The 12,477-nt window shown below is 74.4% G+C and carries 10 protein-coding genes and 2 pseudogenes; 5 read left to right on the top strand and 7 right to left on the bottom strand.

The window, feature by feature from the left end; genetic code table 11:
• From ABZS97_RS40620 to ABZS97_RS40605, 4 genes and pseudogenes are all read right to left on the bottom strand, one after another.
• Positions 1-2,454 (bottom strand): annotated as a pseudogene (locus tag ABZS97_RS40620) (hypothetical protein); the annotation flags it as partial.
• Positions 2,455-2,491: 37 nt separating this feature from the next.
• Entirely contained in the window at positions 2,492-3,373 is an 882-nt protein-coding gene (locus tag ABZS97_RS40615) for a hypothetical protein (RefSeq protein WP_356147543.1), read from the bottom strand.
• A gap of 58 nt (positions 3,374-3,431) precedes the next feature.
• Positions 3,432-4,958, bottom strand: a complete 1,527-nt coding sequence (locus ABZS97_RS40610) for a hypothetical protein (protein WP_356147539.1) — start codon at positions 4,956-4,958, stop codon at positions 3,432-3,434.
• A 93-nt stretch (positions 4,959-5,051) separates the two neighbouring features.
• A complete protein-coding gene (locus ABZS97_RS40605) occupies positions 5,052-5,735 on the bottom strand; it encodes a GntR family transcriptional regulator (protein ID WP_356147533.1) in 684 nt (227 codons plus the stop codon).
• A 170-nt stretch (positions 5,736-5,905) separates the two neighbouring features.
• Between ABZS97_RS40605 and ABZS97_RS40600 the strand changes: the two genes are divergently transcribed.
• Genes ABZS97_RS40600 through ABZS97_RS40580 form a run of 5 tightly spaced genes read left to right on the top strand, consistent with a single transcriptional unit; the run spans position 5,906 to position 10,319 of the window.
• On the top strand, positions 5,906-7,225 hold the full coding sequence (locus ABZS97_RS40600; protein WP_356147531.1) for an MFS transporter: 1,320 nt from the start codon (positions 5,906-5,908) through the stop codon (positions 7,223-7,225).
• A complete protein-coding gene (locus ABZS97_RS40595) occupies positions 7,222-8,046 on the top strand; it encodes a putative hydro-lyase (RefSeq protein ID WP_356147529.1) in 825 nt (274 codons plus the stop codon). Before ABZS97_RS40600 ends, ABZS97_RS40595 begins: the two co-directional genes overlap by 4 nt.
• 31 nt (positions 8,047-8,077) lie before the next feature.
• Positions 8,078-8,836, top strand: a complete 759-nt coding sequence (locus ABZS97_RS40590) for a 5-oxoprolinase subunit PxpA (RefSeq protein ID WP_356147525.1) — start codon at positions 8,078-8,080, stop codon at positions 8,834-8,836.
• Positions 8,833-9,450: an allophanate hydrolase subunit 1 gene (locus tag ABZS97_RS40585; protein WP_356147522.1), complete on the top strand. Its 618-nt coding sequence runs from the start codon at positions 8,833-8,835 to the stop codon at positions 9,448-9,450. Before ABZS97_RS40590 ends, ABZS97_RS40585 begins: the two co-directional genes overlap by 4 nt.
• On the top strand, positions 9,447-10,319 hold the full coding sequence (locus ABZS97_RS40580; protein WP_356147519.1) for a biotin-dependent carboxyltransferase family protein: 873 nt from the start codon (positions 9,447-9,449) through the stop codon (positions 10,317-10,319). The genes ABZS97_RS40585 and ABZS97_RS40580 overlap by 4 nt, the downstream gene beginning before the upstream one ends.
• 33 nt (positions 10,320-10,352) lie before the next feature.
• Here ABZS97_RS40580 and ABZS97_RS40575 read toward each other — a convergent pair whose 3' ends face one another.
• From ABZS97_RS40575 to ABZS97_RS40565, 3 genes and pseudogenes are all read right to left on the bottom strand, one after another.
• On the bottom strand, positions 10,353-11,207 hold the full coding sequence (locus tag ABZS97_RS40575; RefSeq protein ID WP_356147516.1) for an SGNH/GDSL hydrolase family protein: 855 nt from the start codon (positions 11,205-11,207) through the stop codon (positions 10,353-10,355).
• Positions 11,204-12,358, bottom strand: a complete 1,155-nt coding sequence (locus tag ABZS97_RS40570) for a glycosyltransferase (protein ID WP_356147513.1) — start codon at positions 12,356-12,358, stop codon at positions 11,204-11,206. Before ABZS97_RS40570 ends, ABZS97_RS40575 begins: the two co-directional genes overlap by 4 nt.
• Positions 12,355-12,477: pseudogene (locus ABZS97_RS40565) on the bottom strand (glycosyltransferase family 1 protein); the annotation flags it as partial. The pseudogene ABZS97_RS40565 and the gene ABZS97_RS40570, both read right to left, overlap by 4 nt.

Below are 12,477 nucleotides of genomic sequence, written 5' to 3'. Positions count from 1 at the left end.
CGGGTTCGGCGGTACGAGGAAGACGCCGCTGTCGGCCGCGTCGGGGGCCGGAGTGGGGGCGAGCAGCGCGGCGGCCGTGCCGACCGCGACGGCCGAGCGGGGCAGCAGGGCGGCGTCGCCGAGTGCCTCCCGGGCCCGGGCGTGCGTGTCCGGGTCGGTGATGATCACACCGTCGACCAGCTCGGGCCGCGCGGCCAGTACCCGTGCGTGATCGGCGGGGTCGACGGCCTGCGCGAGGTAGCGCCAGCCGGGCAGTGCGGGGATGCCGTGCTCGCCGAGGTACTCGACGGTGGCGAGCACGTCGGGGCCCGGCGGCAGCAGCCCGCCGTCACCGAGCGCGCCGAGGATCCGGGCGTCGTCGGCCGCGGCTGTGCGCAGGTCGAAGAGCTGGCGTTCGGCGGAGGCGACCCCGTCGTCGAGCAGTTCCCGCAGCTCGTCGGCGTAGCGGTCCAACTCCTCGGGGGCGAGGGGACCTTCGGCGGTGGGGCGCGCACCGCGGGCCTTTCCGGTGTCCGGCTCGCCGGAGGTGCGGTCCGTGTCACCGGCGTCCTCGTCGTGTGCCCCGCCCGCCCGGGGCACCGGTACCGCGCCGCGCCCCGCGCCGACGGGGCCCGGCAGGCTCAGCAGCTCCGCGAGGCGTTCTTCCGCGGCCAGCCCCTCGGCTGTGCGCCGCTCCACGTCGTAGGCGCGCTCCGCCGCGGTCGCGGCGTCGGACGCACGGGCCGCCGTGAGTTCGGCACGGGACTCGGCGGACGCGGCCTCGCGGGCGTGTTCGCCGGCGCGCCTCGATGCCTCGCGCGCGGTGTCCCAGCCTGCGACGGCGGTCTTCTCGGCGTCGCTCGCGGCGAGCGCGGCCCGGGCCGGGTCGGCGTCCGGGGCGCTGTCGTCGAGCCAGCCCGCGCGCACGGCCTCGGCGGTCTCCTGCTCTACCTCGCTCAGGCGCTGGCGCAGGTGTCCGACCTCGCTGCGGGCGCGCTGCGCCGCGGTGGCGGCGGCGGTGGCGTCCCGGTGGGCGGCCTCACCGACCTCCTGGAGCCCGGCGGAGCGCTCCTCCTCCTCGTTGGCGAGCGCCTCGGCGCCGTCGGCGGCGCGGTGCAGGGCGCGGACCAGGTCGACGGCGGCTCTGGCGCGGGCGGCGAGCGCGGGCGCGGCGTCCCGCTCGGCCTCGAGGATCGCGGCGGCCACCCGCGCGGAGCGGTCGGCGGCGGCCCGGTGGCGCAGCACGGCTTCGGCGGCCTGCCAGGCGGAGTGCAGCGTGCGCGCGTCAGCCAGTTCCCGCTTCTGCGCGGCGGCGGACTTCTCGGCTCCGGCCAGCGCCAACGAGGCGTGCCGGAAGGCGAGTTCGGCGGCGATGAGGGCGCTGCGCCCGCGGGAGCCCTCGGCGTGCGTGACGGCGTACGCGGCGGCCGTGACCCGCTGTGCGAGGTCTCCGGCACGGACGCGCTCCTGGACGCCGCGCGCGGACAGGCGCCGTGCCAGGGTCCGGGTGCGCCGCTCGGCGGCCGTGTGGATGTCCCGCGCGCGGCCCCGGGCCTCGGCGGCCTCGACGATCCTGCCGAGCAGGTCCACGGAGCCGGCCGTGAAGTCGCGTTCGGCGATCAGCTCTGCGCGCCGGCCCAGTTTGTTGCCGAAGCCTCCGACCAGGTCGGCGAGGCCGTCGGTGTCCCGGGTGTCGGTGACGGCGCGCAGCAGCAGGTCGGTGAAGTCGGAGTCCTTCTTGACCGCGAAGAGGCCGGCGGCCTCGCCCTCGTCGGCGTTCATCTCCCGCTGGTAGCGGAAGAGTTCGGGGTCCAGGCCCAGGTCGCCGAGGTGCTCGATCCAGCGGTCGTGGATCTCCTCCCAGTGCACTTCGAGGTGCGGGTACGCCTTGCCCGCCTCGGTGATCGCGTCCCGGAAGCCCTTCATGGTGCGCCGCCGCCCCTGGGCGCCGGACGCGCCCTCGACGGACGGCCGGACGGCGGTGGACTCGGCGACCGGGAGGTTGTCCAGGCTGAGGCCGGGACCGGGCCGGAAGGAGTACCAGGCCTCGGCGAACTTGCGCGGGTCGTTGGAGACCTGCCGCCCGCGCCACTCGCTCACCTTGCCGACGACGACGCACTCACCCGTCAGCGTGTGCTGCCACTCCAGCGCGACATGCCCGCAGTCGTCGGCGAGCAGGAACTTGCGCAGCACTCCGGAGCTGGCGCCGCCGAGGGTGTTGCGGTGGCCCGGCAGCATCACCGAGAAGATCAGCTTGAGCAGGACCGACTTGCCGCCGCCGTTCTCCAGGAAGAGCACGCCCGCGGGCGCGGGCCGGCGGGGCGGCCCGACGGGCTCGTCCGCGAAGAACTCCGCCTGGGTGGGCGCGGGGTCGGGCACGGGCTCGCCGACACCCCGCAGGTCCAGCACGGTGTCGGCATAGCGCGCACCGGCCGGTCCGATGGAGTAGAGGCGAACCCGGGACAGCTCGTACATGGGCGGACTCTCGTAGTCGTGAAGGCAGTTCGGGAGGTCAGGAGTGGAACGGGAGCCCGGCGTCGGCCACCAGCTCCAGGTCCTCGGTGTCCTGGGCCGGCAGCAGCGTCGCCGTGCCGTCGGTGACCGGGACGATGCCCAGCTCCAGCAGCTCGGCGAGGGCGGCACTGCCCGCCATGTCGCGCACCTGGAGCTGGTAGCGGGCGGTGGTCCGGTACGTTCCCCCGGCGTCGTCGCCGGTGCGTTGCAGGAACCCGGAGTCGGTGAGGAACGCGAGGGCCTTGCCGACGATGCCGGTCGTCGAACCGGCGAGTCTGCGCGCGTCCTTGGTGGCACCGGCGGAGCTCCTGCGGGCCCAGATCCGCCAGGCGGCCTCCAGGCCGGGCGCGTCCGTCGCCGGGTCGGTGTTCTCCCCCGTCTCCTCGGCCCGCTCCTCCAGCCTGCGGCAGGCCTGGCGGACGAACGCGTCGACGCCGTTGACCGAGACGCGCCCGATGTACCCGTCGTCGGCGAGGTCCTCGGGGCGGGGGAACGCCATCGCGGCGACGGCGAGGTGGGCGAGGCCGTGCAGGAAACGGTCGGTGCCGTCGGCCGACGTACGACGTGCGTAGTCGCCCATGCGAACGGCGAACACGGAGTCCTCGGCGGCGGTCACGGCCATCCCCGCACGCGGGGACACCTCCAGGACGACCAGGCCGAGACCGGCGGCCACGGCGTCCGCGAGCCGCGCGAAGGGCGCGTCCTCGCGGTAGCGGCGCAGCAGTTCGGCGTACTCCTGGTCGCGCGCGGGCTGCAGCTTGGGCTGCAGCCCGAAGGCGACGAGCCGCGCCGCGTCGGCGGCGTCGGCGGGGGTGACGGCGGCACTGGGCGCCGGTGCGGCGGCGGCCTCCGGCTCGCTCCACTCGACGGGCTCGGTCACGGCTGCTGCTCCTTGTTCTGAGACGACCCGTGGTTCGTCTGCGCCTTGAGCGGAGAGTTCACGCCGCCTCCGTCCGGTCCGCCGCCATGCCGGCGGCGTCCAACAGGGCCATGCCGACGACGAGGTCGGCGCCGCCGAACTCGGGGTCGTCGAGTTCGGTGCCGTCGTCGACGGCGAACAGCAGCTTCTCCTCGCCCTGCCGGTAGGCGGTACCGACCGGGGGGCTGGCCGCGTGGACGGCCAGCAGGGCGACGAGGTACGGCAGTTCGGGGTCACGGCGGCGTGCCTCGGCGAGCAGCCCGGACAGCCGACGGGGTGCGTCTGCGGGCAGGTCGAGCAGCTCCAGAGCGCTCGCCAGCTGCTCCTCGCTGAACCGGCTGTCGTCGGGCGTGGCGATCAGGTCGGGCTCGGGCATCTCGGCGCCGAGGTGCTCCCGCTCGGTGGGCGGCGTCAGCAGTATGTCGACGAGGTCCCCCACGCGGACGGAGACGGGCGTGCGCAGGCCCGTGCCGCGCGCGAAGAAGGCGTCGGTCACGCGCAGCGCCTGCTCCACGGGCAGCGGCAGCAGCGGCGCGACGAGGTGCCCGTAGAGGTCTATCCCCGAGGTGGTCATGGGCGTGGCGAAGGCCTGCCGGTCCTGCTCGGCGCGGAACAGCGGTCCGGCCTCCAGAAGCCGGGACTGCAGCTGCGTGTGCCTGCGGATGCAGTCCTTGACGATGTCGACCAGTTCGGCGGCGCGGCGCTTCTGCTCGGAGTCCTCGGACTCGTCGCGGGCCTTGCGGATGTTGGTGAGGATCGCGTTCTCGTGGCGGTAGCGGTCGGCGACGTGGTCGAGGGCCTCGGCGATCATGTCGGGTACGGCCTGCAGCCAGTCCACCGCGCGGACGTTGCGCCGGGTCGCGTCCAAAGCCCGCCGCAGCGTCTCCGAGTACTGCACGGTCCGGTACCGGGCCTGCTCGGCGGCGAGCTGGGCGTCGGCGAGCCGGCCTCGGCTGATCAGCACCTCGAGCTTGACCTCGGCGGCGATCTGCGCGCTGGTGACGTCGGTGTCGAGGGCGCCGACGAGGACGTTGACCGCTTCGTCGGTCGTCCGGAGGTACACGGTCCCGCCGTATCCCGGGACCTCCTCGATCAGCTTGAAGTCGTAGTCGCGGCGTACGTAGGAGCCGTCGGGCGCGAATGTGCCGTACACGGCGCGGAAGCCGCGGTCGACGCTGCCGACGTTGATCAGGTTCTCGAGGACCCAGCGGGCCACGCGCTCGTGCTCGGCGACGGGCCGCTGCGGTGCCTGGGCGGCGATGCGCGGGATGAGCCTGGCCACTATCTGGTCGTGGTCGGCGCCCGTGTCGAAGTCCATGTTCAGAGTGACCAGGTCGATGGCGGCGAGGGCGACCTCCGCCATGCCGTACACCGAGTACTCACCCGCGAGGTTCGCCTTGCGTGCGTCGAGGTCGTGCAGCGGCGCGGTGCAGGCGAGCGCGCGCAGCCGCCGCGCCAGGCCCTCGTCGGCGGCCGGGCCCGGGGCAGGGCGCGGCCCCGCGCTGAGCTGGGGCGGAACGCTGTCCGTCGATGCAGGCGAAGTCACGGTGCACAGACTAGGTCCTCGGTCTGACAACGGTCGAAACGACGCAGATGCGACCGCGGTCCCGGCGGGTGCACGCCCCGCAGCCCGGCCGGATCACCCCACTCGGCGCCCGTACACCTCGACGAGTCCCTTGAGCGAGTCCTGGAGATACTCCGCGAGCAGGCGCTCGGCCCCGTCCCGATCGCCCGCCTGGAGTGTCCGGAGGATCTCCCGGTTGCGTGCGAGGTACGGCTCGTGCAGCCGGCGTGGATCGTCCACCACGTGGAAGGCGAGCCGCAGTTCGGCGAAGACGCTGCGCATCAGTTCGTCGGTGCGGGCGCTGCCGGCGAGCGCGACCAGCTCCCCGTGGAAGTGGATGTTGGCGGTGGAGACGCCTTTCCAGTCATCTTCGCGGGCCGCGCGCTGCCCGTCGTCGACGGCCTCGGCGAGCCCGTCGACGGCGTACGGCGGCCGGCCGAGACTCCGTACGACCGCGCACTCGACGAGACCGCGGGTGCGGTAGATGTCCTCTACGTCCTCGACGGTCAGCACCCGGACGAAGACACCCCGGTTGAGCTCGTGGATCAGCAGCCGCTCGTGTGTGAGCAGCCGGAAGGCCTCGCGCAGCGTGTTGCGCGAGACGCCGAGCGCGCCGCCGATGCTGTCCTCGGACAGCCGGGTCCCGGGCGGGAAGAACCCGTCGGCGATCCGGCTCCTGAGGATGTCCGAGACCCGCTCGGCGGTGCTGGTGCGGCCCAGCAGGGCGCGATCGTCGGCCAGTCCCGTCAGCTCTGCCATGCCCGGAATTCAATCGCAGAAATAAGAACGAAACAACATAGGTATTGAGGGATCGTTCAACGATCCCCTACCTTGTCGGTCAGGCGCCGACGGCACAGCCCCGGCGCCCCCGCTTCCGCACGGCACGGCTCATCCCTCAAGCACCCTCCGTCCCTCATTGCGAGGTGCCCATGAGCACGACCCCTCCCTCCCAGGCCCTGACCGCCGATCCCGCTCCCGGTACGGGCGAACCCACCACCCCCGACGGCGCGTTCGGCTGGCTGCGCGCCCTGAGCCCGCGAGGCCGACGCGCCTTCGGCGGTGCGTTCGGCGGCTACGCCCTCGACTCGTACGACTACTTCACCCTGCCGCTGAGCATGGTCGCGCTCGCGGCGTACTTCGGCCTGGACAGCGGCCAGACCGGCCTGTTCACCACCGTCACGCTGGTCGTCTCGGCGGTCGGCGGCGCCGTCGCGGGTGTGGTCGCGGACCGGATCGGACGCGTCAAGGCGCTGATGATCACTGTGGCCACGTACGCGGTGTTCACCGTGGCCTGCGGCTTCGCGCCCAACTACGAGACCCTGCTGGTCTTCCGCGCCCTTCAGGGCCTCGGCTTCGGCGGCGAGTGGGCGGTCGGCGCGGTCCTGGTCGCCGAGTACACCGGCGCGAAGCACCGGGGGCGCACGCTCGGCGCGATCCAGAGCGCCTGGGCCGTCGGCTGGGCGCTGGCCGTGATCGTCTACACCCTGGTCTTCCAGTACCTCGACGACGGCCTCGCCTGGCGCGTCATGTTCTGGACCGGCGCGCTGCCCGCGCTGCTCGTCGTCTGGGTGCGGCGCCGGGTGCACGACGCACCGGAGGCGGCCGCCGAACGCGCGAAGAGCGGCCACAAGGGCTCGTTCGCGGCGATCTTCAAGCCCGCCACGGCCGACTCCCCGGGCCTCCTGCGCACCACGTTCTTCGCCGTTCTGCTGTCCACCGGCGTACAGGGCGGCTACTACACGCTGGCCACCTGGGTGCCGACGTACCTCAAGACGGACCGCGGTCTGTCCGTCGTCGGCACCGGCGCCTATCTCACGTTCCTGATCTCCGGGGCCTTCATCGGGTACCTCACGGGCGGCTATCTGACCGACCGGCTGGGCCGCAAGCGCAACATCCTGCTCTTCGCCGTCCTCTCCGCGGCCGGCATCCTCGTGTACGCCAACATCCCCAGCGGCGCCAACACGCTGCTCCTGGTACTCGGTTTCCCGCTGGGCTTCTGCATGTCGGCGATCTTCAGCGGCTTCGGCTCGTTCCTGAGCGAGCTGTATCCGACGGCGGTGCGCGGCACCGGCCAGGGCTTCACCTACAACACGGGCCGGGCCGTGGGGGCCGCCTTCCCCACGACGGTCGGCTTCCTCGCCGACAGCTGGGGCGTCGGCGGCGCCCTGGTCTTCGGTGCCATCGGCTACGCCCTGGCCGCGCTGGCGCTGCTCGGGCTCCCCGAGACCCTGGGGAAGGAGCTCCGGTGAACCGCACCTCCCAGGACCGCCCGTTGTGCGTGGTCGACGGCCACGCGCACGCGTGGACCCCCAAGAAGGCACGCTCCCTGTTCCGTTCGGGCGTGTCGGGGCCGACCGCCGGAGTCGCCGCGGGCCACACCCAGGTGAACCTGATCTCGGTGCCCGCCGACTGGGCGTACGACATGCTGCTGTTCTGCCAGCGCAACCAGAAGGCGTGCCCCGTCCTCGACGTCACCGACGCCGGTGCGTGGACGTCCGTCCTCGCCGACGGCGCGGACCTGCGCACCGACCTGCCGCGCTACCGCGTGTGGGAGCACGGCGAGCTGGTCCAGGAGCCCACAGACGTGGTGGACCGCTGGCGCGACGACCTCGTCACGTTCCTCATCGGCTGCAGCTTCACCTTCGAGTGGGCGCTGACCGGGGCGGGCGTCCCGATGCGCCACATCGAGCAGGGCCGCAACGTCTCGATGTACGTGACGCGGCGCCGGTGCCGCCCGGCCGGGCGGCTGCACGGCCCCATGGTGGTGTCGATGCGCCCTGTCCCGCCCGAGCACCTGGCCGCGGCGATCAGGGAGAGCAGTCTGCTCCCGGCCGTGCACGGCAGCCCGGTCCACTGCGGCGAACCGTCGGTCCTCGGCATCGAGGATCTCTCGCGCCCCGACTTCGGCGATCCGGTGGACCTCGCGCCGGACGACATCCCCGTGTTCTGGGCCTGCGGAGTGACGCCGCAGGCGGCCGTGATGGCGTCGCGCCCGCCCTTCGCGATCACCCACGCGCCCGGCCAGATGTTCGTCACGGACACCCGCGACGAGCAGTACCGCGTCCTTTGAGCATCGACCGAGCAGGAGAAACAGAGATCTCATGACCCCGATCGATCTCAACGCCGATCTCGGTGAGGGCTTCGGCCGCTGGCGGCTGACCGACGACGAACAGCTGCTGTCCGTCGTCACCAGCGCCAACGTGGCCTGCGGCTTCCACGCCGGGGACGCGGCCACCATGCGGCGGGTGTGCGAGCTGGCGGCCGAGCGGGGCGTACGGATCGGCGCCCAGGTCTCCTACCGCGACCTGGCGGGGTTCGGGCGGCGCTCGATGGACGTGCCGTCCGACGAGCTGGCGGCCGAAGTGGCCTACCAGATCGGCGCCCTGGAGGTCTTCGCCCGCGCGGCGGGCACGCGCGTGTCGTACGTGAAGCCGCACGGCGCGCTCTACAACCGCGTCGTGCACGACGAGGAGCAGGCGGGGGCCGTCGTGGACGGCGTCCTGCTCGCGGACGCCCGCCTGGCCGTCCTCGGCCTGCCCTCCTCACGGCTCCTGGCCCTCGCCGAGAAGGCCGGACTGCCCATCGCCACCGAGGCGTTCGCGGACCGCGCGTACACCGCCGAGGGCACCCTGGTGCCGCGTTCCCAGGACGGCGCGGTGATCACGGACGCCGACACGGTGGCCGAACGCTCGGTGGGCCTGGCACGCTTCGGCACGGTGACGGCCCACTCCGGGGAGCGCATCCCGGTCCGCGCCCGCTCGCTGTGCCTGCACGGAGACACGCCGGGCGCGGTGGACCTGGCCCGCCGGGTCCGCGCCCGGCTGGAGTCCTCGGGTGTCCTGGTGGAGGCGTTCGCATGAGGGCCCTCCCGGTCGGCGACCGTGCACTGCTCGTCGAGGTGTCCTCGGGCGACGCCGCACAGGCCCTGCACGCCGAGCTGCTGCGCCGCCGCGCGGAGGGCTCCCTCTGCGTGCGTGAGATCGTCCCCGCGGCCCGCACGGTCCTCCTGGACGGCGTGGACGACCCGGCCCGCCTGGCCGCCGCGCTCACCTCGTGGCGGATCCCGCCGCTGCCCGTGCGCGCGGAGGCGGCGGTCGAGATCCCCGTACGGTACGACGGCCCGGACCTGGCGGACGTCGCGGCCCTGTGGGGGGTGCCGGAGACCGAGGTTCCGGCGATACACGCGGCGGCCGGGTTCCGGGTCGCCTTCTGCGGGTTCGCGCCCGGGTTCGGCTACCTGACGGGGCTGCCCGCCCGCTACGACGTTCCCCGTCGGGCGACCCCGCGCACGAGCGTCCCGGCGGGTTCCGTGGCCCTCGCGGGCCCGTACACGGGCGTGTACCCCCGCTCTTCGCCGGGCGGCTGGCAACTGATCGGCACGACGGACGCCGCTTTGTGGGACCCCGCGCGCGTGCCGGCCGCACTGCTGGCCCCCGGCACCCGGGTCCGCTTCGTACCGGTGAGGCAGGCATGACCGACCGGGCCCTCTCCGTCGTCCGCGCCGGGGCCCTGACCACCGTCCAGGACCGGGGCCGCCCCGGCCATGCCCACCTCGGCGTCCCGCGCTCGGGGGCCCTGGACGCGCCCGCGGCGGACCTCGCCAACCGTCTCGTCGGCAACCCGCCCGAGGCCGCCGTCCTGGAGACCACGCTCAACGGCTGTGCCCTGCGCCCGCGTTCGACGCTCACCGTGGCGGTCGCGGGCGCGCCCTGCCCGGTCACCGTGGACGGCCGTCCGGCGCCCTGGGGTGCTGCCGTACGCGTCCCCGCGGGAGCCCTGCTGGACATCGGACGGGCCGACCGGGGGCTGCGCGCCTACGTCGCCGTCGCGGGCGGAGTGGCCGTCGACCCGGTGCTCGGCAGCCGCTCCACGGACCTCCTCTCCGGGCTCGGCCCGCCACCCCTCACCGACGGCGTGGTGCTGCCGCTGGGCCGCGCCGCCACCGTCCACGCGCGCGTGGACGTCGTCCCGCAGCCGGCGCCGCCCTCGGAACTGGTCCTGCGCGTGACACCGGGCCCGCGCGAAGACTGGTTCACACCCTCGGCCCTGCGCACACTGACCACGCGCACCTACCAGGTGTCCTTGGCGAGCAACCGCATCGGCCTGCGCACGGAAGGGCCATCCCTGGAGAGGGCCGTTTCCGGCGAGCTCCCCAGCGAGGGCATGGTCCTGGGCGCCGTCCAGGTTCCCCCGGACGGCCGACCGGTCGTCTTCCTCGCCGATCACCCCACCACCGGCGGCTACCCGGTGATAGCCGTCGTCGACCCGGCGGACCTGCCCGCCGCGGCCCAGGCGGTGCCGGGCACCCCCGTCCGGTTCACGGCGGTACGGCGCCGGCGCTGAGTCCCGCGCTCCTGAACCGGCCGCCCTCACCCCTCATGCCGCATCCGGCCGCTCCGCGACCGACAGCGCGGCCAGCGCCGACGCGACCGCGCGGGAGGCGGTCAGGTCGAGGCGGGCGCTGGTGCCGCGGGCGCGGTGGCGTACCTCGTCGGCGGCCAGCGTGAGGAGCTGCGGGAGCAGGTCGGTGCAGCGCCGGGCGACCCAGCCGGTGCCCGCGGTGGCCAGCCACCACAGGCTCGCCGACCGGGTGGGCACGGGGAACTCGGGTTCGGCGGCCGGCGCCGGGCCGGTGGCCAGGCCCGCCTGGGTGAGCAGGGCATGGAAGCGGACGGCGAGCTGCCGGTGGCCCCGCTCCCCCGGGTGCAGCCGGTCCGCGCTCCACAGGGCGCGGTCCGTCAGCCACGCGCCCTGCGCCGCGTGCAGGTGCACCGCGCCGTACCGCTCGGACAGCGCGTGCACGACCGTGTTGACGGCCCGCTGCCGCCGGGCCAGCGGGTGCCCCAGCGCTCCGGGCAGCCCCAGCATCGCGCCGGGGTCGGGCAGACAGGCCGTGAGCAGCACCGCGCCCTGTGCCGTGAACGCCGCGTACACCTGGTCGAGCCGGGCGGCCACGGCGTGGATGTCGAAGGTGCACCGCAGGGTGTCGTTGACGCCGATGACGACGGAGACCACGTCCGGCAGCAGCGCCAGGCCGGCCGGGGTCTGCCGTTCCAGTACGTCCCGGGACTGCGCTCCGCTCACCGCGAGGTTGGTGAACTCGACGGGCGCGTCCTTCGGCGCGAGCCCGGCGGCGAGCAGCGCGGCCCACCCCCGCCAGGCCTCGCCCACCGGGTCGCCCACGCCCTCGGTCAGCGAGTCCCCGAGGGCCACGAACCGCAGGGGCCTCATCCGACGCCCTCCTGCAGTCGGCGCCGCACCGGGTCCTGCGCGTCGTGCGCGGCGAGAAACGCCGCCACCGAGGCATCCCATCCGAAACACTCGGCACGCGCGCGTGCCGCTTCCCTGCGCGCGCCCTCGGGGCGCCCCAGAAGAAGCCGCACCGCGTCCGCGAAGGCCTCGCCGCTGTCGGCCGCGGTGGCCCCCGCGGACCCCACGACCTCGGGAAGAGCGGACGAGGCGCTGGCCACCACGGGTGTGCCGCAGGCCATCGCCTCCAGAGCGGCGAGCCCGAACGTCTCGGCGGGCCCCGGGGCCAGGCACACGTCGGCGGAGGCCTGCAGCGCGCTCAGCACCTCGCGGTCGGCGACATGTCCGAGAAACGTGACGGGCAACCGTCGCTCCCGGGCGCGCTGTTCGAGCCGGCCCCGCAGCGGCCCGTCCCCGGCGACCACGAGCACGGCGCGTCGGCCGCGCCCGAGCAGTTCCTCCAGCGCGTCGAGCGCCGTGCCGGGCCGCTTTTCCACGGACAGCCGGGAGCACAGTACGAGCAGCGCCTCGTCCCCGCGCGCGTACCGGGCGCGCACGCCGGGGTCGCGCAGCGCGGGGTGCCGACCCTTCAGGTCGACGCCCAGCGGGGCGCGTACGACATTGCGGGCGCCGATGCGCACGAACTCGCGCTCCGCGAACTCCGTGGTGCACACCACGCGCGCGTACATGTGCGCCGTACGGGTGTTGAGGGCGTCGGCCGTGCGCCGCGCCATGCCCTCGGGGATCCCCCAGGTGCGCAGCACGCCGTCGGCGGTCTCGTGGGAGACCATCACCGCGGGCACCCGCGCCCGGCGCGCCCATACGCCCGTCCAGCGCAGGGTCGTCCGGTCGCAGACCTCCAGCCGGTCGGGGGCGAGCGACCGAAGAAGGGCGGCGACCCGGCGCTTGTCGGTCAGGACGCGGTAGCCGCCGGTGCCGGGCAGCAGCGGCCCGGGCAGGGTGATCACCCGCCCCTGCTCGGTGTCCCGGTCGGTGGCGCGCTCGCCGGGGACGACGAGCACGGGTTCGTGCCCGGCCCTGCGGTAGCCGGTACCCAGTTCCCGCAGGGCGGTGCGCAGTCCGCCCGACGCCGGGGCGACGAAGTTGGCGAGCCGTACGATCCTGAGGCTCATGCCGCGACCGCCGTCCGCGCCGAGAGGACGTCGGCGTAGTGCCCGATGAGCTGGTCGCCGACGGCCGCCCAGGTGCGGCCCTCGACGGTGCGGCGCCCGGCGGCGCCGTAGGCGGCCCG

The organism is Streptomyces sp. NPDC005485 (genome assembly GCF_040606085.1).
Classification (GTDB): Bacteria; Actinomycetota; Actinomycetes; order Streptomycetales; family Streptomycetaceae; genus Streptomyces.
Note: the sequence above shows the minus strand (reverse complement) of the source record. Positions and strands in the feature narration are given on the sequence as shown.

Coding starts and splice junctions, on each gene's coding strand:
- ABZS97_RS40590 (WP_356147525.1), top strand. CDS start 8,078: ATGACCCCGATCGATCTCAACGCCGATCTCGGTGAGGGCTTCGGCCGC.
- ABZS97_RS40585 (WP_356147522.1), top strand. CDS start 8,833: ATGAGGGCCCTCCCGGTCGGCGACCGTGCACTGCTCGTCGAGGTGTCC.
- ABZS97_RS40570 (WP_356147513.1), bottom strand. CDS start 12,358: ATGAGCCTCAGGATCGTACGGCTCGCCAACTTCGTCGCCCCGGCGTCG.
- ABZS97_RS40575 (WP_356147516.1), bottom strand. CDS start 11,207: ATGAGGCCCCTGCGGTTCGTGGCCCTCGGGGACTCGCTGACCGAGGGC.
- ABZS97_RS40580 (WP_356147519.1), top strand. CDS start 9,447: ATGACCGACCGGGCCCTCTCCGTCGTCCGCGCCGGGGCCCTGACCACC.
- ABZS97_RS40600 (WP_356147531.1), top strand. CDS start 5,906: ATGAGCACGACCCCTCCCTCCCAGGCCCTGACCGCCGATCCCGCTCCC.
- ABZS97_RS40605 (WP_356147533.1), bottom strand. CDS start 5,735: ATGGCAGAGCTGACGGGACTGGCCGACGATCGCGCCCTGCTGGGCCGC.